This is a genomic window from Candidatus Delongbacteria bacterium (assembly GCA_020634015.1).
GTDB lineage: Bacteria > CAIWAD01 > CAIWAD01 > CAIWAD01 > CAIWAD01 > JACKCN01.
Window position 1 is genome coordinate 132,628 of record JACKCN010000004.1, and the last position, 18,412, is coordinate 151,039.

Sequence of the window (18,412 nt, forward strand, 5' to 3'; positions counted from 1 at the left end):
CGTTTCGTATTCATGCCGGTTTGCCTCTGCAGGACACAGGGGCCCGGAATCACCAGGTCGAGCGTAGCGGGAGTCCAGCCTTGCTCAGGGTTGGCGCAGGCGGTACTCCGCCAGATGCCAGGTGGCCACAGCGCCCGTGTCGACGAAGGGTGAGCCGTGTGTCCCCAGACTCAGCCACTGGCCGTTCTCGGCGCGGCGTTCGATGATGAAGCTGCCGCCGTCCAGCCAGCTCAGCACCACCTGGCTGGCCTGCAGCGCCACCTCCAGTTCGGGCAGCGGGGGCCAGGCCAGGCTGAGGGTGGCAATCGGGTCCGGCGAGCGGTCGGCCTGGTCCCACATCGCCAGAAAGAACTGTACCTCAGGGTGGGTGCTGCCCCGCATGCTGTCGATCGCTCGCGGTGAGACACCCTGGAAGTTCAGGCTCAGCTCCACACTGCGAGTGCCGGCGGGCAGCAGGTAACGCAGGCTGTCGGCGCTAGAACCGCCCGCATTGAAGTCCGCATCGCTCGTGCACTGCCCCACCGGGGCGGTGATTTCATAGAAGGGGCCACTCTCCACGAAGCCCGCGGGCGGCAGGCGATTGTCCTTGGCCCAGCCCAGCGCGCGCATCAGACTGAAGGTGGGCTGTCCGCCATCGTCGGCCATCCGCGCTTCCCAGATCTGCACCCGGGCCGGATCGTCAATCGTGGTGTGATGCGCTTCCACGCCCGCGTCCTCGCCCAGAATGTGTCCGTTGGCATCCCAGGCCCCGCTGTGGAACAGCTCGACACCCTGGGCATCCCTAGCGGTCACTTCCAGCCACATCCGGCGCACGGGAATGCCCGTGGGCAGCTTGTGCGCCGTGAGGTTGCGCACTTCCACGGCCAGTTCAAGAGTCTGCCCCACCTGGCTCAGGCCGGCACCCAGCGACGCCGCTCCCTGAAGGAAGACCTCGCTGGCCTGGGCCATGAGTTCCAATGAGGTGGAGTCCCCCAGTGTTCCCAGAGCGTCGGCGTTGTCGGCCAGCAGGTGCAGCATCAACGCGTTGCCGCCGAGCACGGCGTGATCCTGGCGCGGCGCGCGGGGCGGCAGACCTCCGGGTATCACCGAAATGGGGGCGGCGCCCTCTAGCAGCGGCATGTGGCAACCGCGGCAGCTGAGGCCCGCAAACTGGCTGTTCTGCTGTTCCAGCCAGGGCACCTGCTCGGGGAACTGGCCAATGGCGTTGCCGCCCGCATCCAGCGCCGTGGTGAACAGGGTGTGACAGGAGACGCAGGTGCCGTTGTCACCCAGATGAGCGCCCTGCTCGGGTGAAAACCCGGTCACATTGGCCATCGGGGCCGGGTCCACTCCGGCAAAGGGCCCGAAGATCCGCTTGTCGGGATTGGCCCTGAAGCCGCCGTTCCAGCGTGTGCTGTCGCTGGCATCGCTGGCCTCGAGCTGGTGACACAGGGTACAGCTCACGCCTTCCAGGCCCGCCGGATCGCCACTGACCTCGGCCATGCGATAGAAGCCTTCGCCCGCGATGCGCTGTTCCTCGCTGCCCATCGGCGCGTGGCAGCGCACGCAGGCGGACTCGATCGCCTCGCGCACTCCCGGATCGCTGAACTGCTCGGTCTCGACTCTCACCTTGGCGCGCCAGTAGGGGTCGCGGGCCGCGTTGGCCATCAGGGTTCCCTGCCAGCGGGCGTAGGGCGAACTGTCCTGACCGCCCTCGTCGTAGATCCCGGCCCCGCTGCTGTGGCACTGGGCACAGGCGGTGGCGCTGACAAAATGCTCACTCTCCCAGTTGCCGGTCTGCTCGCATTCATCGGGCACGCCATTGGCATTCTGGTCCAGGCTGCTGCCCGTGCCGATGTCACACTCGTCCGGGACTCCATTGTCATTGCAGTCCTGGCTGCTGCCGTTCTCGATGTCGCAGTCATCCCAGCTGCCGTTGGCGTTGCAGTCCAGGCCATTGCCGCAGCCGACGGTGCCCGTGGAATATAGGCCCATCACCACCGGTCCGGCCTGGCTGGGGTCGCTGCCGCCCACCCGGATCAGGTACTGCGTGCCCTGAAGAATGTCCACCGCCAGTGCGGAGGCATCGGAGCCCGGCAGCGCACAGCCGTTGTCGTCGCAGCCCAGCAGACGAGTCTCGTTCACCGGGCAGTCCGTGCCCTCGTAGACCGCCAGCCGTGTATCGATGCTGGACCCGCAGAGACTGATCGTGAGGGTGCCGGTGAGGGTGGCCGTGTAGCGGAACCAGAAGTCACGGTGAATCTGCCCGTCACCCCCGCAGGCGAAATGCGCGGGGCCATCGGTCGTGGCCGGCGTGGTATCGAAGACCAGCACTCCGTCCACGGCCTCGAGCGGGTCGTCGCAGGGATTGCCGCCCGTGTCCGGGCATTCGTCGGGCACGCCGTCCAGGTCCTCGTCCAGACTGAAACCGGAGGCGATGTCGCACTCATCGGGAATGCCGTTGGCGTTGCAGTCCTCGCTGGTGCCGTTGATCAGGTCGCAGCTGTCGGGCAGCCCGTTGCCGTTGCAGTCGATGTCACACTCATCGGGCACCCCGTTGGCGTCGCAGTCCTGACTGAAGCCACTGGCGATGTCGCAATCGTCCGAGATGCCGTTGGCATTGCAGTCGCTGCCGTTGCCGCACTCGTCGCTGGCGATGCGATAGAGGCGCGAGGGAGTGATGATGTAGACATTGCCCACTTCGTCTTCCCCGAAGGAGACGATGTTCGAGGAGGGCCCCAGTTCGGCCGTGCGTTCGGTCACGCTGGCGCTGACTCCGTTCCATTCCAGCGACCAGACCTGGCGGCTGCAGTAGTCGGCAAAGAAGTACAGGCCCTGCAGGCTGGGAATCGGCCCGCGGTAGACATAGCCACCCGTGACCGAGCAGCGCCCACCGGCGTGGTTGTAGACATGCACGGGCGCGACCGAACTGAAACCACTGCAGGATCCGCAGGTGTTGAGACCCGTGCAGACCAGCCCCTCGCGGCAGGACCAGCCGTAGTTCTCGCCACCGGTGCTGCCCGCGGGCTGGAGATCGATTTCCTCCCAGGCATTCTGGCCCACGTCGGCGATCCAGAGTTCGCCGGTGAGCCGGTCGAAGGAACAGCGCCAGGGATTGCGCAGCCCGTAGGCCCAGATCTCGTCCAGCCCGGTGACGCCCACATAGGGGTTGTCGGCGGGAATCCAGGCGTTGGCCTGACCGGCGGGATCCAGGCGCATCATCTTGCCCATCGGGCTGTTCAGGTTCTGGGCACGGGCCCCCGGGTCGTTGGCGCTGCCGCCATCACCGGTGCCCGTGTAGAGCATGCCGTCGGGGCCGAAGCCGATCCAGCCGCCATTGTGGTTGGAGTAAGGCTGGGTCCAGGTCTTGAGGATCAGTGCGCTGGCCGGATCGGCGACCGCGGGATTGGCCGAGACCGTGTAGCGCGCGATGACCGTGTTGCCCGAATTGTTGGTGTAGTTCACGAAGAACTGACCATTGCTGGCATAGTCCGGCGAGAAGGCCAGCCCCAGCAGCCCGCGTTCGCCCCCGGAAAGCACCAGCGGGTCGATGTCCAGAAAGGCCGTGGCATTGACCGTGTTGCTGGCCAGATTGAGAATCCGGATCCGGCCCGCCTGCTCCACCACGAAGAGGCGTTCGCTGTCGCCCGGGGGTGAGGTGGCGAAGACCGCGCCACTGAAGGTGGGCGTCAGGGTCTCCAGAAACAGGGTGGCGTGCGCGGGTCCGGCCGCCAGCAGCAAGGTCACGGTCAGCAGACCGGAGAAAAGGAAACGAGGGAGATGCATGAATCACCTGGGCTCGGGCCGGTCCCCGCTGGCCGGAGCCTACGAGAAGCGGACGTGGATGTGGCGGTGGCTGTGTCGGGAAGGCCAGTCTAGGAACTGGAAGGCCTGGATGCCAGTGGAGACTGCAGCTCAGGAAAAAACAGCGCAGGCGGAGCCGGAGCGTCCGCACGAATCCTGCGGCCCCCGGTGCGCCTGACCTTGCGCCGAGAGTGACACCCTACTTGAGAACCAGCATGCGCCGGGCCAGCTCCGCATCGGGAGTGCGGAGTCGCAGAATGTAGACTCCACTGGCCAGCTCGGCACAGTCGATGGGCACACGATGCTCTCCAGCGGAAAGCGGTTCCTGGATCACGCGCAGCACACGGCGCCCCAGCAGATCATGCACATCGAGCCGGACGATGCCCGGGCGCGGCAGTTCGAACGCGATCAGGGTGCGCGAATTGAAGGGGTTGGGGGCCACAGACAGCGCCAATGCTTCGGGAAGAGTGGTGGGGGTCACCGAAACCGGGTAGCAGCTTCCGGTACTGTAGCCCATGTCTACAGTGTCATCGTTGTAGTGATGCCGGCAGGGCGACCCTGGCAGCAGGTGCAGGTCCCCCGTGCCTGGATCGCAGAACAGGGGATCCAGTTCCAGATTGCCATTGACGCCCGCGAACTCGTCAATGGAGTACCAGTCGAATCCATCCGGAGACCACAGGTCACACTCCTGGACCAGAGGCGGTTCCTGGCTGGCATTGCTGTAGCTCAACACGAAGGGATGTCCTGTGCCTCCGGGCACCACGATGGATCTCAACAACTGGAGCTTGGTGGCCAGAATGTACGGGCCCAGATTGGAACCATGGATCTGGGAGCCCTGGGTCGCCAGGTTCCAGGCCAGGGTGCACTGGAAAAGTTCCAGCGAGGTGTTGGTTCCGTGGATCGCACCTCCCAGCCCGCTGGCCTGATTCATGTGCAGCAGAGTGTCCCGCAGTCGCAGCCGTCGGGGGCCGAACACGATCGAGGCATCGATCGCGCCGCCGTTTCCCTGACTGCGGTTGCCAATGAAGCGGCAGTCCTCCAGCTCGAGGGATCCTCCCTTCAGCGCACCCCCACTCTCTGAGGCCTCGTTGTTGATGAAGTCACAGCCAGACGCTTCCAGATCGCCGGCGAAAACGGCTCCGCCCAGTGCGGCTCGGTTGTCCTGGAACAGGCAGGATTCGAGCACTCCCAGCAGGTCTCCCACGCCGCCGTTCAGGCTCCCGCCGGAGTTCAGCGCCCCGCCGATCTGGACGGCCGAATTGGACACGAATCGGCAGTCGCTCCAGTCGCCGTTGACCTGCCATGCGGCTCCACCTGCAACCGTGGCCAGATTCCGCTCGAACTCGCATCCACGCACGATGCTGGTGCGGGAACTGTAGTCGCTGCCGCTGAGGGCTCCGCCGCTGTTGGCCGAATTGAGCTGGAACCGGCAATTCTGCAGCTCCAGTCGATCGCCGCTGGCGATCGCGCCCCCTTCTTCCAGTGTCCAGCCATTGCGGAAGGTGATGCCACGCACGCACAGACTGTCGGTCGCACGGGCATCCAGGATGCGCCCCAGGCCCTGTCCGTCGAGAATCACACAGTCCGGATCGTTGTCCACGCTGCCGATGGTGACGCCATTTCCGACGATCAGGTCGTGCTCGAGGTATGTCCCACAGTCAAGCAGCACGGAATCGCCCGGAATCGTCACCGCCAGGGCTGCGGCCAGGCTCGGGTAGTCCCCGGGGACCCGCAGTCGGCGCCCTCCCAGCTGGATGAACCCCTCCACGGACGAGCGCTCCTCACGCCCCTGCAGATCCGTGACGCGCAGGGTCACATCAAAGAGCCCGGGTCCCTCGTAGTTGACACGCGGATGAGTGCCCACCTTGTCGTACACCCCGTCTCCATCCGTGTCCCACTCGTACAGCAGCTCCTGCGAGGAATCGAGGTGGTGAAAGGCGACCTCGCTGGGAAACCATGGTGAGTAGGGGTCCGCCCAGAACAGAGCGCTGAAACCGGGCAGTCCGGGACCTTCCCCCATGGCACCCAGGGTTTCGCCAGAGGGACTGGCAGGCGGCAGGCACGGGGATCCTGCGGCCAGCCGGTAGTCACCCTCTGGATCAATGAAGAGCGGATCGGCGCTGATGTTGCCGGATATGCCTGCATAGGGCGCCAGAAGGCCGCTCCAGCTGTTTTCGGCACGCTCGAAATGATTCGTGTACTGGATCAACATGCCGGGAAGTTGCCCCGCCACATAGATTTCGGCCGCGCCGGGATTGCCCGCGATGATCGAACGCTGGATCGTCAGCTGACTGACCATCGTCAGATCGATCAGCCTGTCCACCAGACCATTGCCGGCGATCGTGGACTGCAGGATGGACAACTGGCACGAGAACAGGATCGACACTCCCTGATAATGGATCGCACCTCCCGGGTTGCCCACGAGCAGGCAGCGCAGAATCCGCAGATGGCGGCCCGAGGAATAGTCCAGCGCCACAATGCTGGCACCGGTCAGGGTCAGATTCTCGATCCGGAAACCCGGATCGTTTTCGTCGAAGTAACTGCAATGCACCGCATAGGGCCTGCCCTGCGCGTCCAGCACCGTCTCGGCCGGACTCTGACCCAGTCCAAGCAGATGGATCCGATGGGACAGATAGACCGAGCCCGGGTAGAGACCCGGAGAGACGGCCACCGTATCATCGATGGCGGCCTGGTCCACGGCCTCCTGGATGGTGGGGTAGTCTTGTGAAACGGCGAGCTGGGCTGCCTGAAGCGGCACCGAAAGACAGAGCAGGACCGGCAGAATCAGCCGACACAAGGGCTGGACACGGACACGCATGGCTCACCTCCGGATTCTCTCACCCGATGACTGGCTGGCTGTCATGGAGAAAGCAGGGGGCAGGATCGCAAGGAAGTACTGCGCAGCGGGCGCTGCGGCTGTTGCGGAAGGAGGGCCTGATGCAGGGTGCTTCAAGGCGCTTTCTCCGGATCCGGTTGGGCGATCTGCCTGCACGATTGAGCACCATCGATGCGGATCAAGGAGGCTGTTCTGCGCGCTCAAGAACCCGGGCCCCCACTCTCTCCGGGAGAGTGGGGGCCCGAACATGTTGGATCAGCGGGCCAGCACCATCTTGCGCACCGTGTGCGCCTGGCCGTCCACGCTCAGGCTGGCGAAGTAGATGCCGCTGGCCAGGCCTTCGGCACCGAAAACCACCTGGTGCCGACCGGCGGCCAGGGGGCCATTGATCAGGCGGGTCACCAGCGCACCGCGCAGATCGTATACCGTCAGCTCGACACGCGCCGCGCGATCCAGTTCGACCGCCAGGTTGGTGCTGGGGTTGAAGGGATTGGGCCAGGCGGGACTGAGCGTGATGCCCTCGGGCAGCGTGATGCCGGTCCGGGGTTCGACGCTGACCTCATAACCCAGCCAGGGCAGGTAACGGTCGAGTGCGGCCGCCAGACCCATGGTGGCTGCCGTACCGTGCGCCGCTTCCAGGGCGAAGTTGAGATAGATGAGACGGCCATTGCCATCGTAGCGCACACCCGTGGTGAACTGCTGGTTGTAATCGGTCATGAAAGGCACCGAACCGTTGAGCTCGGTGATTTCGTCCACGGGAATCGCCTGGTTGTTGGCGCCGTTGGTGCCCTGCAGAATCATCACCATGGCGTCGGAAACTTCGTCCTCGGCCACGCCCTTGGCCCCGCGCACGTTGTTGGTGCCCTCGCCGTTGGTCGCGTGCAACACGTTCTGGAGGAAGGGACTGTCGGCACCCAGATCGTTGTTGGCATGCTGGCTGCTCACCAACAGGGGATGGCTGGCGCTGTAGTCAGCGAAGAGGGTCTGTTCGTCCGTGTCGAAGGTGCTGGCATTGCCGCCACTGGCATAGACCACCACGCTGTAGTCCGTCAGGTCAAGCTGACGATCGGGCAGCATCGGAAAGTTTCCGCTTGCGGTCGAATACCAGTCGAAGACAATGCCCAGTTCCTTGAGTCCATTGTAGTAGGCACCGTAGACGGGCGAAACCTGGACATCATCGTCATAGAGCAGCACGTTGGCGTTGCCCACCATGATCTCCAGTTCACCGGAAAGGCTCAGCGGCGCATTGGGAGTGCTCACCTCCACGCTGAAGGTGATGTAGCGGGGCATGCTGCCCTCGTCGATGCCCAGCACCAGCGGGTTGCCGAAGTTGTCGTTGCTGAATCCATCGGGGATCGCGCTCAGCTCGATGGTGTGTCCGGTGGGAAAGGTCACCGCCGGATCCTCGGTGTTCAGCGTGACCGTCACGGTTTCGGAGGGGTTGGAGCCCGTGTTGTGCACTTCAAGCGAGAACTGGGCCACCTCGCCGGGCATGAACCGGCCATCGCCGCTGCCATCTTCCAGACGCAGCTCGCCCAGCTCGATGACCGTCTCACGGATGTTGTTGACGGCCTTGTAGGCGTTCACGCGGCCGCTGCCCAGCATGCCCTGGTAATCGGAGTTGCAGCTCAGCCCGTAGATGTCGTCGGCGGTGGCCAGCAGCTGGCTGCGCACCTGGACGTTGTTCAGTTCGGGATTGGCGTTCCAGAGCATGGCGGTCACGCTGGCGGCCAGCGGGCAGGCCATCGAGGTGCCCTGCAGGCTGGCGTAGGCATTGTCGAAGATGGTGTCGTAGATGCTGACGCCGGGGGCGGTCACATCCACCCAGCTGCCGTAGTTGCTGAAGTCAGCCTTGCAGTCGCTGCTGTTGCTGGCGGCCACGCTGACCATGCCGCTGGCGCTGTCCAGGCCATCGCTCTGGTTCATGTTGTCGTTGCCGGCGGCATGGAAACAGATCAGGCCGCTGTTGTAGGCGGCCGTGCTGGGCGTGCGCACCGTGTTGCTGCCACCGAAGCTCATGGTGATCAGTTTGGCCCCGTTGGCGATGGCGTAGGTCACGGCGTTGGCGGCCGCGCTCTGGATCACGTAGCCATTGCCGTCGGTGGCCTGATAGCCGGCACGCAGGCACATCACGCGGCTGCCCCAGGCCACTGCGGCCACGCCGATGGCGTTGTTGGTGGCGGCGGCGCTGATGCCTGAGCAGTGGGTCCCGTGGCCGTTGTAATCCATCGGGTTGTTGTCGGGGGTCGTGCAGTCTTCCTGGGCGGCACAGCCCGTGGTGACCACCCAGTCCCAGCCGTAGAAGTCGTCGACATAGCCGTTGGTGCCGTCGTCGATGTTGTTGCGCTCGGCCGCTTCACCCGGAGTGGTGGTATCGGGCACCAGGCCATCGCCGTCAAGGTCCTCATCCGGGTTGCACCAGATCACGTCGCGCAGATCGGGATGGTTCCAGTCGACGCCCGAGTCCACCACGGCGATGATCATGTCGGGAAAATCGGGTGTGTCGGGCAGGATGTCCCAGGCCTCGGCAGCGCGCACCGCATTCAGGAACCACTGATTGCCCGCGGCAGGATCATTGGTCGTGCGGTACAGGGGACGCAGGTAGTCGGGCTCGGCGTACTCGACCAGACCACTGGCCTCGTAGAGCGCGGCCACGCTTTCCATGTCCAGGCGGTCATCGAACTCCAGCAGGTAGTTCAGACGCAGGTCCGGCTCATAGATCCGGTCCAGGTGCTGGTAGAGCGGGGCAATGGATTCCAGTCCGGCGAACTCGCTGTTGATCCGGTCCAGCTCGGGCACGCCCAGCTTGACTCCGGCATCGGTGGTGACCATGTCGGGCTGGGTGAAGAAGCGCACGGAGAGTCGGCCGGGGATGTACTTGTCGCCCGGGACGGCCTGCGCCGTCTGGCAGAAGGAGGCCAGAATCAGGCTCAGGCCCAGAAGGCTTGACTGTCGCATGAAGTCCCTTTCGTGTCTATGCATTCTCTCAAGGATGTGCAGAATCACCGCATGACCCGGCTGCGCGCGAACGCGTGAGCGGTGGATCAGGCGGAGGGATGGAGGCCGGAAAACATAACAGTTGCGAAGCTCCCCGGCACGCTCAAAGCCCATCGGCACCGTGTTGGCAAAAATCACTCCTGAATTCGGACTTCTGGGCGAAATGTCTTCAAATCAGCCGATTGCCGACGATTTTTCCCGGAACTGGCGCGGATTCCACCATTCATGGGAATCTTGTCAGACATGTCACGACAATCCGGTGACAGGAAGTCTTCACCCCGTCTGGATCCCTTTACAGCGTCCGGGTGCCGCTGGAGACAACATGATACCTTGGGCGCGTTCCGATCCGGCCGGATCCGGTTCAGGTCTCCCAGTCTCCCACGGTCCGATCCCGAAAGGTGTGGATGCACAACCGGCGCTCTTCCCCATTCTGGCCGCTTTCCGGCTTCAGGCTGGCCAGTCTGCTGGCGCTGGTCCTGCTGCTGGGGCTGGCCACCGACTGGTACCTGAGCTTTTCCCAGAGCCCGCTGTTCCACAGCCCGGCCATCGATGAAGCCCTGCACTGGCAGTGGGCCCAGGCTCTTGCCAGCGGGCAGGGCAGCCCCGAGATTCCCTACTTCCGCGCCCCGCTGTACCCTTGGTTCCTGGGAGGACTGGCCCGGCTGGGTCTCCAGCTCAGCGGCCTGCGCCTGGCCGGCATGCTGGCCTGTCTGGCGGGTGCCTGGCTGCTCTCCCGCTGGGCAAGCAGGCTGGGAGGGCCGCGCGCGGGGCTGGCCGTGCTCTTTCTGATCCTGCTCAACGCAGGTCTGATCTATTACTCCCCCATGCTGCTGATTCCGGCCCTGCTGCTGCCACTGGTCATTGCCGGTGGTCTTGCTCTCTGGAAGGCCTGGCAGTCGGGCTCTCGCCTCTGGGCGCCCGTCGCGGGAATGCTGCTGGGGTTGGCAGGCATCGCCCGGCCCACGGCCTTGCCCTTGTTGCTGCCGGGGCTCTGGCTGCTCTGGCACCACGGCCAGGCCGCTCCGGCCAGACGCCGGGGGCAGGCGGCCGCCTTTCTGGCCTCAGCCCTGCTGCCTCTGGCACTGGTGGCGTCCATCAACGGCTGGCCCGCGTCGGGCGTGCTGGTGGCCAGCCAGGGCGGGGTCAACTTCTGGATCGGCAACAACCCGGTGGCCGATGGCAGCAGTGCCAGCCTGCCCGGTGTGGGGGCCGCCTGGGAACGCGAGGATGCAAGCCAGCTGGCCGACGCTTCCGGAGCGATCGGTCCCGGTGCCGAGAGTCGCTGGTTCGGTCAGAAAGCATGGCACTGGTTGACCACGAACCCTGCCGACGCCGGCCTGCTCTGGCTGCGCAAGGCCAGCCTGGTGCTGGAACGCCGCCCGCTGGGCAACAATACTCCCATTCTGGCCCTGGCCGGGCGCAGCGCCTCGCTGGCCTGGCTGCTGCAGTTCGGCTGGAGCCTGCTGCTGCTGCTGGGTCTGGGCGGACTGCTGGAAGGGCATCCCCGATCGCATGCCTGGCGCCAGTGGTTGCTGCTCGCGATCGGTCTGCAGGTGCTGACCGTGGTGGCCTTTTTCGTCAACACGCGCTTCCTGCTGCCCGCCTCGGTCCTGCTGATGCTGCCTGCCGCCTGCTGGCTGGCCGCGCTGAGCGAGCATTCCCTGCTGGAGCAACGGGCCCGTCTGGTGCTGCTGCTGTCGCTCATCGGAGTGGGAATCATGGCATTCAGCCCACATCCGGTGATCTGTGGGGCACTGGCCGGCGGACTGGCTGGCTGGTGGCCCGGGCGCGAAGCTTCGCCCGCGCGCGGCAGCAGCTGGATCCTGGGGCTGGTGGTCCTGCTGCCGGTGCTGTATGTGCACCACCCCTGGGTGCCCTGGCTGATCATGGCGCTCAGTGCGCCGGGCTGGGTGCGCCTGCTCTGGCCCGCCCAGGGCTTCCGCCATCCCCGCCTGCTGGCATTGCTGGTGCTGTTGCTGCTGTTCCAGGAAATCAATCCGCTGGCGCTGGGTGGGCAGCCGGAGCGGGACGGGCGCGCCCGCTCACGCCTGCAGTTCCAGGAAGGCAACGCCTGGCAGCGCCTCGAGCAGCCGGAAAAGGCCGAACACAGTTACCTGCGTGCACTTGAAGAATGGCCCGGACAGGCCGAAGTGCGGCTGAACCTGGGAATTCTGGCCGAAGCCCGCGGGGATTTCCAGCAGGCGGCGCAGTGGTATGGTGAGGAATTGGAGCTGGAAGGCGGATCGGCCAAGGCTCACAACAACCTGGGCAATCTGGCGCTGCGCGCGGGCCGGTTCGAACGGGCGATCGCGGAGTACGAGCTCGCTCTGGCCTTGCGCCCCGGACTCGAGGATGCCCGCTGGAACCTGGGTCTGGCACACAGCCGACTGGGGCTGGCGCTGGCCCGGGACAATCAGCCGGACTCGGCATTGCTGCAGCTGGACGCCGTGATGCGCACTCCCTACCGCGGCAAGGCGCTGGACCTGCTGCGCGAAGCCCTGCGCTCCAGACTCTCGGATCCGGGTATGTCACACCCATCGCCGGATGCGCGGGTCCGCCCCTGAGAGTCAGTCCTCGAAATGCCTCGGAGTGGCCTTCAGTCGGGTGACGCAGCGCTCACGGCCCAGCAGCACGTACACATCGAAGATGCCCGGCCCAACCCCCATCCCGGTCAGCACGACCCGGCTGCCGTTGATCAGCTGCCCGGCGGAGCAGCCCTGCTCCTCCGCCAGACTGCGCAGGCTGTGTTCGCAACTCTCCAGATTCCAGTCCGTTTGCGTCTCCAGACGCTCGGCCAGCAAGGGCAGCAGTTCGCGCAGTGACTCGTGTTTGAGAACCTGCTTCTTCAGAGCGGCCTCATCCAGCGGATAGTCATCACGGAAGTAGGGCAGCAGGGTCGGGGCGAACTCTTCCAGCAGAAAGATTCGCTCACGCGTGGCCAGCAGCAGCTCGCTGATCCGGGTCTGCAGCTCCGGCTGCTGCGCCTCGTGTTGCGTGAGACAACCACCGCGCACCAGGAAGGGCCGGGCCAGTTCCAGCAGGCGCTCGCAGGCCAGTTCGCGTATCCAGGCATTGTTCAGGTGCAAGGCCTTGCGGTCGGTCCACTCGCGGGCCGAGTTCTCCTGGAAATTGACCACGGCATTGGCGCGGTTGATGCGCTCGCAGCTGAACTCGGACACCAGTTCCGCCTCGCGGAAGAATTCGCGGTCGCCCCCGGGATGCCAGCCCAGCAGGGCCAGAAAATTGCGGAAGGCCTCGGGCACGAAACCGCGGTCGCGGTAGGTCGTGAGACTGACCACTTCGCCGTGAAAGCGCTTGCTCAATTTTTTCTTGCCCGGCGCCATGATCAGCGGCAAGTGGCCGAATTCGGGCACGGGCCAGCCCATGGCCCGGTAGATCAGGATCTGCTTGGGCGTGTTGGGCAGGTGGTCCTGGCCGCGCACCACCTGGGTCACGCCCATGTCGTGGTCGTCGCAGACCACGCTCAGATTGTAAAGCGGGCTGCCATCGGAGCGCAGGATCACGAAATCCTCCATGTCGCGTCCGCTGTAGCTCTGCTCACCAAAGACCTTGTCCTGCCACTGGATCTGATCCTCGGGGTCCACATTGAACCGGATCACGTGGGGCAGACCCGCCGCCAGTTTTTCCTGCACCTCCGACTCGCTCAGGGACAGTCCGCGCTTGTCGTAGCTCACGCGCCACTTCTCCACACGCGCCTGCTCGCGCATCGCCTCCAGCTCGGCGGGGGTGGCGAAACAGCGGTAGGCGCGTCCGGACTCCAGAAGGGCCTGGGCCACGGCGGCATGGCGCGCGGCATTGGCTCCCTGGAACACCACGTCTCCGTCCGGATCCAGCCCCAGCCAGGCCAGGCCTTCGCGGATCACGGCCACCATCTCGTCGCTCGAACGGGCCTTGTCGGTGTCCTCGATGCGCAACAGGAAACGCCCCCCGCTCTGGCGCGCCAGCAGCCAGTTGAAGAGTGCCGTGCGGGCACCACCGATGTGCAGATAGCCCGTGGGGCTGGGAGCGAAGCGGAATACGGGAGTCATGGTCGGTCATCCTTGCGGGGACACGGCGATCGTGTCCGGTGTTCCTGGACGCGGCAACTCTGGATGTGCCACGCGCGCAGGGTTGAGAAAGGGCCGCCCGTTGCCAGACGGGCGGCCCGGAGGAATCTCGGCGTGCGGTCCTACAGCCCCGGGGCGACACCGAAGAGACTGGCGATGTCGATCTCCTCGATCGAGCGATCCCAGCCATCGTTCATGCCCTGGATGATGCGATTGGCCACCGCGGCATAGCCGATGGACGAGGGATGCACACCGTCCAGGCTGAAAATGCCGCCACTGCCATAGGTCACGGTCAGCAGGTTGTCGCCCACCTCAAGTCCGTGGCTCACGATCTCGTTGAAGTAGCCGTTCATGTCGATGTAGAGCACGGGCGGCAGCGCGCCACCGCGGGCCGTATTGATGCCGCTGACCGCGGTCTGGATCAGATCATTGAAGGTATCCACGGCATCCTGGGCCAGCGCGGCCTCGGTGGCGCTGAGCACGTACTGCGGCCCCAGCGGATTGTCCACGGAACTGCCCGCACCGGCCTGGACCAGGCTCAGACCCGACAGCAGCACGAAGTCGGTCGCGAGGTTCACCGGCACGATGTTGCCCTGCAGATCGCTGCCGTAGAGACTGGTCACACCCGCGGCCATCAGGGCCTGGTTGGGGTAGGACACGAAGGGAATGTCGGTCACATCGGGCACGTTCATCACGCACACGTAGGGCACCGCACTGAAGGCGTTGAGAGTGTAGTTGATCGCCAGACCGAAGGTGCTGGCCTCGGTGATGTTCTGACCACCGGCGGCCGCGCCCACACCCCCACTGGTGACGTAGCCCAGCACATCGTTGTTGCCCAGCCAGCAGGTGATGAAATCCGCATCGGATTCCTGGGCCACCAGGTCGACCTGACTGATCCCGGCGCTGGCTGCCGTGAGATACATGTTGGTGAAGGGAATGGCCGCAGCCACCTGGCTCAGGGGCGCCAGGGCCGCAGCCGCCAGCGTGATGCCCGGAATGCCGAAGTTGCGCGGGGCCACGAAGTCGATGGGGGTGCCGGCCGTGCCGCCCATCAGGGTCTGCAGCGCGTTGGGATCAAGATCCGACCAGGCCACGGAACTCTGTCCCTGGGCATTGAAGTTGAGAATCTGGTTGCCGCCCACCGGGACACCGGACACGGACGTACCCGACACACCGGTTCCGCCCAGCACCACCTGGTCGAAATCGTTGATGCCCAGCGCCTTGGCCAGCTGGTTGGGAAAACTGTACTCGATGTGCTCCGGGTTGCCCCAGGCGCCGCTCTGGTAACCGGCGGTCAGGCTGTTGCCGATGGCCGCATAGTTGCCGAAGGTCTGGGCCGAAGTGGAGCTGTTCTCGTGGCTCTGGATGCCCGGAATGCTGTCTTCATCGCCACAGGAAACCAGCAGCAGCCCAAGGCCGGCCAGGATGGCCAGTGAGGTGTATTTTTTCATGGAATCCTCCTACAGTCCGCGGGTCCAGCTCAGCCCCAGGATCGGGATGCTGGACTGGTAACCACCGGGGAAGCTTGGAAACTGACTCACGCGATCGTTGAGTGACACCATCAGGAAGTAGAAATCCAGGGTGTTGCGCTCATCCAGGTCGTAGCCCAGGCCCACGGAATAGCCGTTGCGGTCGGCATCGGGCAGGCTGGGTTCCACCATGTCGGTTTCCGTCGCATGGGTTTCGAAGTAGTATCCGGCGCGCAGGCGCATCTGCTCGTTCATGGCCCAGTCGCCGCCCAGACGGATCGCCCAGGTGTCGATGTAGTTCTTGGGCAGGTGCTGGTCCTTCAGCAGGTTGGTTTCGGTCTTGAAGTCAAACCCCAGCTCCTTGTAGGCGCTCCAGGTCGAGAAGACGAAATCGCCGCGCACGGTCAGCACATCGCTGGCCTTGTAGCTCGCTCCGGCAGTCAGGATGCCCGGCAGGTCCACATCCACGGTCAGATCGGTCTCGGGAAACTGGCTCACGAGCAGGGCCTGCTGGGTGGGGTTGTCGGCGGCGGGCCAGCTGAACTTGGCCGTGCCTTCGGCACTGAGGGTCATCGGCGAACGCCAGGCCAGGCCCAGAGTCAGTCGATCGTTCACATCGTACTGGCCCCCCAGGTTGACGCCGAAGGCCGTGCCCGTGCCGTCCATCTCGGCATCGACGTAGCGGTTCATCGGCAGGCCCGTGTACGTGTCCTTGGAGAGTTCCATCGCGCCGTAGGTCATCGAGACGCCGGCACCCACGCGCAGACGGTCATTGACCTTCCAGGCCCAGCTGGGATTGACCGTGATCGTGGTCAGGCCGATGTTCTCGATGTTCTCGCGCCCGACCCAGTCATCCTCCCACTCCACACCCAGACCCAGATAGCTGAACAGGCCAAGCCCCACGCTGTGTCCGTTGCCCAGTGGGCGGGTCCAGTAGACATTGGGTACCAGAAAGGTCTGCGAGGTCATGTCGATGCTGGAATAACCGGGCATGTTGGTGGGGCCGGTGAACTGGGTGGACGGGATCAGCATGTTCATCCCGACTTCCAGTCCCGACTGCTCCATGCCCGCGAAGCCCGCAGGATTGAAGAAGATTGACGCGGGCGACTGTTCGGCGCACCAGGCACCGCCCGCACCCATGGCGGCCGCCGACTGTTCGCTGATCGCGAACCCGGCGCCCTGGGCGCTGGCGCACAGACCGCCCAGCAGGGCCGTGTGGCACAGGAGTCTCTTGACAGGTTTCATGGAGTTACCTCGGCAGTTGGTTCACCGGAAGCGCTTCCTTCCGTGGGGGTTCTGAATCCAAAGAATTTCTGTTCCTCGGCATGGGGGCCTACCCGGATTTCCCCATTGGCGGCTTCGTAGCGGCGCACGGTTTCTTCAAGATTGTGCGCCAGGGCCTTGGCATGCGCGGGCGTCATGATGATGCGGTTCAGCACGCGCGCCCTGGGCGTGCCGGGCAGCACCCGGGCGAAATCCAGCACGAACTCGGCCAGATTGGCGTTCACCAGGGCCAGGTTGCAATACTGGCCAAGGGCCACATCGTCGTCCAGGGTGATGTTGAGCTGGGGTCCGCGTGCTGCCTGCATCACTTGCCCCGGAACTTGGTCAGCTGTCCCTTGAGGTAATCGCTCGAGGGATCCAGCGCAATGGCCCGCTCGATGGCGGCGATGGCCTGCTCCTTGTGTCCGTTGAGGAATTCCAGCTCGGCCACCGTGTCGATGATGTTGACTTCGTCGGGCTGCAGGCTGTCGGCCTTGTGTGCGGCGGCCAGGGCCGATTCCAGGTTCCAGTTCAGTTCACCGGCCGTCCAGGCGTAACTGTTGAGGGCCTGGGCATTGTCGCCATGCTCGGCCAGCAGGGCGGTCAGGTGACGCTTGGCGGCCACCGGGTCTTCACCGCGCTGGTAGAAACCGACCAGGCTCAGGCGGGCATCCAGGCCATTGGGGGTGGGGCCCCAGGCCGCCACATAGGTTTCCAGCGCTGCAGGATTCTTGCTGGAGCGGAAGTCGGCCATGGCCAGCAGCCCCGCGGCACGGGCGGCAAAACCAGCCTTGTTGCCCGGATCCGCGGCCACCAGCCGGCCCGCGGCGTCACGCCAGCCTTCGGCCTTGCGGGCTTCCAGTTTCTCGAGCACGGCATACTGCAGGCCCAGGTTGTCGGGCGCGCTGGCCAGTTCGGCCTGCAGCGCGGCCAGCGTGCCCTTGCCGGCGGCATAGTCCTGGAACACGGCCAGGAACTGGGGCATGGGGGCGTAGCCGCTGTAACGGTCGATCTCGCTGCCGTCGGCGTTCAGCAGGATCGTGGTGGGATAGGAATTCACGTGAAAGCGCTTGGCCCACTCGATGCCCTCGCCTTCGGCCTCGGCGTCGATGGTCAGTTTGACCCAGTCGGCCGTGCCCTGCTGGAAGGCGGCCGTGCTGAAGACGTCCTTCTCGAGACGCCGACACCAGACACACCAGTCGGTGGTGAAGTCGGCGAAGATCAGCGTCTTGCGTTCCGCAGCCTGTTCCAGAGCCTGCGCTCCGCTGGTGATGAATCCCACGGTGGTCAGATCCATCGGGGCATCCGCCCACGAACTTCCGGCCAGGGCCAGGCCCAGTGCCAGTGTGGATAGCATGATCCGCTGCATGTCAGTCTCCCCCGTTTGCTGTGTGATGATCCGTTGAAAACGGTCCGGGAACGGATGTGTTGAGTGTCGCACCGGCCGGATGGGCACCCGCCGGATGGCACCGCCTCTCAGGCCGGGTGCTCGTCAAAGGCTTTCCGCAGCCGCTGCCAGCCTTCCTGGATGGACTCGGAGATCACCTTGGTGCCACCGGTCACCGGCATGAAATTGGTATCGCCCGCCCAGCGGGGGACCACATGCCAGTGCAGATGGCTCTCGATGCCGGCTCCGCCGGCCGAGCCGACGTTCATGCCCACGTTGTAGCCCTGGGGAGAGATGCTGGCTCCCAGGACACGGATCACGCGCTGAATGGCCTGCTGGCAGTCCAGCAGCTCGCCATCGTCGAGCGCGCCGGGATCACCCGTGTGACGATATGGCACCACCATCAGGTGGCTGTTGTTGTACGGAAACAGGTTCATGATCACGAAACAATGGGTGCGCCGTACCAGGATCAGGTTCTCCTCGTCCCGCTCTTCCGCCGGCTTCCAGCAGAAGATGCAGCCTTCGCGCGCCTCGGGCATCTGCCCCTTGAGATAGGCCATGCGCCAGGGTGCCCAGATCCGCTGCATGTGTCTCCTCCGCTGCCTTGTCC

At 64.9% G+C, this 18,412-nt stretch carries 10 protein-coding genes; 1 reads left to right on the plus strand and 9 read right to left on the minus strand.

Annotated features, from left to right (window positions below):
• Nucleotides 1–84: 84 nt before the first annotated feature.
• From H6678_09215 to H6678_09225, 3 genes are all read right to left on the minus strand, one after another.
• The gene (locus tag H6678_09215) at nucleotides 85–3,765 is read right to left on the minus strand and encodes a PQQ-dependent sugar dehydrogenase (GenBank protein ID MCB9473977.1); all 3,681 of its coding nucleotides are present in this window, start codon (nucleotides 3,763–3,765) and stop codon (nucleotides 85–87) included.
• A 217-nt stretch (nucleotides 3,766–3,982) separates the two neighbouring features.
• Nucleotides 3,983–6,601 (minus strand): T9SS type A sorting domain-containing protein, encoded by a 2,619-nt coding sequence (locus H6678_09220; GenBank protein MCB9473978.1) that lies wholly within the window; start codon nucleotides 6,599–6,601, stop codon nucleotides 3,983–3,985.
• 273 nt (nucleotides 6,602–6,874) lie between these two features.
• Entirely contained in the window at nucleotides 6,875–9,577 is a 2,703-nt protein-coding gene (locus tag H6678_09225) for a S8 family serine peptidase (GenBank protein MCB9473979.1), read from the minus strand.
• Between the two features lie 443 nt (nucleotides 9,578–10,020).
• On the opposite strand from H6678_09225, the gene H6678_09230 reads away from it, so the two are divergent.
• On the plus strand, nucleotides 10,021–12,180 hold the full coding sequence (locus H6678_09230) for a tetratricopeptide repeat protein (GenBank protein MCB9473980.1): 2,160 nt from the start codon (nucleotides 10,021–10,023) through the stop codon (nucleotides 12,178–12,180).
• A 3-nt stretch (nucleotides 12,181–12,183) separates the two neighbouring features.
• On the opposite strand, the gene H6678_09235 is transcribed toward H6678_09230, so the two are convergent.
• The 6 genes from H6678_09235 to H6678_09260 all read right to left on the minus strand — a co-directional run bounded on the left by H6678_09235 (nucleotide 12,184) and on the right by H6678_09260 (nucleotide 18,389).
• Nucleotides 12,184–13,665 carry a glutamate--tRNA ligase gene (locus H6678_09235; GenBank protein ID MCB9473981.1) on the minus strand — a complete coding sequence of 494 codons (1,482 nt, stop codon included), beginning with the start codon at nucleotides 13,663–13,665 and terminating at the stop codon, nucleotides 12,184–12,186.
• Nucleotides 13,666–13,805: 140 nt separating this feature from the next.
• Nucleotides 13,806–15,134, minus strand: a complete 1,329-nt coding sequence (locus H6678_09240; GenBank protein MCB9473982.1) for a hypothetical protein — start codon at nucleotides 15,132–15,134, stop codon at nucleotides 13,806–13,808.
• A gap of 9 nt (nucleotides 15,135–15,143) precedes the next feature.
• Nucleotides 15,144–16,397 (minus strand): outer membrane protein transport protein, encoded by a 1,254-nt coding sequence (locus H6678_09245; GenBank protein ID MCB9473983.1) that lies wholly within the window; start codon nucleotides 16,395–16,397, stop codon nucleotides 15,144–15,146.
• Nucleotides 16,394–16,741, minus strand: coding sequence for a DUF3467 domain-containing protein (locus H6678_09250; GenBank protein MCB9473984.1), 348 nt, complete (start codon nucleotides 16,739–16,741; stop codon nucleotides 16,394–16,396). The genes H6678_09245 and H6678_09250 overlap by 4 nt, the downstream gene beginning before the upstream one ends.
• Complete coding sequence (locus H6678_09255) at nucleotides 16,741–17,784, minus strand: thioredoxin fold domain-containing protein (protein MCB9473985.1); 1,044 nt, start codon at nucleotides 17,782–17,784, stop codon at nucleotides 16,741–16,743. Before H6678_09255 ends, H6678_09250 begins: the two co-directional genes overlap by 1 nt.
• 107 nt (nucleotides 17,785–17,891) lie before the next feature.
• Entirely contained in the window at nucleotides 17,892–18,389 is a 498-nt protein-coding gene (locus H6678_09260) for an HIT domain-containing protein (GenBank protein ID MCB9473986.1), read from the minus strand.
• Nucleotides 18,390–18,412: the final 23 nt, after the last annotated feature.

Bases quoted from the DNA above. Each gene is read 5' to 3' on its own strand.
- H6678_09215 (MCB9473977.1), bottom strand. From the start codon at position 3,765: ATGCATCTCCCTCGTTTCCTTTTCTCCGGTCTGCTGACCGTGACCTTG.
- H6678_09220 (MCB9473978.1), bottom strand. From the start codon at position 6,601: ATGCGTGTCCGTGTCCAGCCCTTGTGTCGGCTGATTCTGCCGGTCCTG.
- H6678_09225 (MCB9473979.1), bottom strand. From the start codon at position 9,577: ATGCGACAGTCAAGCCTTCTGGGCCTGAGCCTGATTCTGGCCTCCTTC.
- H6678_09230 (MCB9473980.1), top strand. From the start codon at position 10,021: ATGCACAACCGGCGCTCTTCCCCATTCTGGCCGCTTTCCGGCTTCAGG.
- H6678_09235 (MCB9473981.1), bottom strand. From the start codon at position 13,665: ATGACTCCCGTATTCCGCTTCGCTCCCAGCCCCACGGGCTATCTGCAC.
- H6678_09240 (MCB9473982.1), bottom strand. From the start codon at position 15,134: ATGAAAAAATACACCTCACTGGCCATCCTGGCCGGCCTTGGGCTGCTG.
- H6678_09245 (MCB9473983.1), bottom strand. From the start codon at position 16,397: ATGAAACCTGTCAAGAGACTCCTGTGCCACACGGCCCTGCTGGGCGGT.
- H6678_09250 (MCB9473984.1), bottom strand. From the start codon at position 16,741: ATGCAGGCAGCACGCGGACCCCAGCTCAACATCACCCTGGACGACGAT.
- H6678_09255 (MCB9473985.1), bottom strand. From the start codon at position 17,784: ATGCAGCGGATCATGCTATCCACACTGGCACTGGGCCTGGCCCTGGCC.
- H6678_09260 (MCB9473986.1), bottom strand. From the start codon at position 18,389: ATGCAGCGGATCTGGGCACCCTGGCGCATGGCCTATCTCAAGGGGCAG.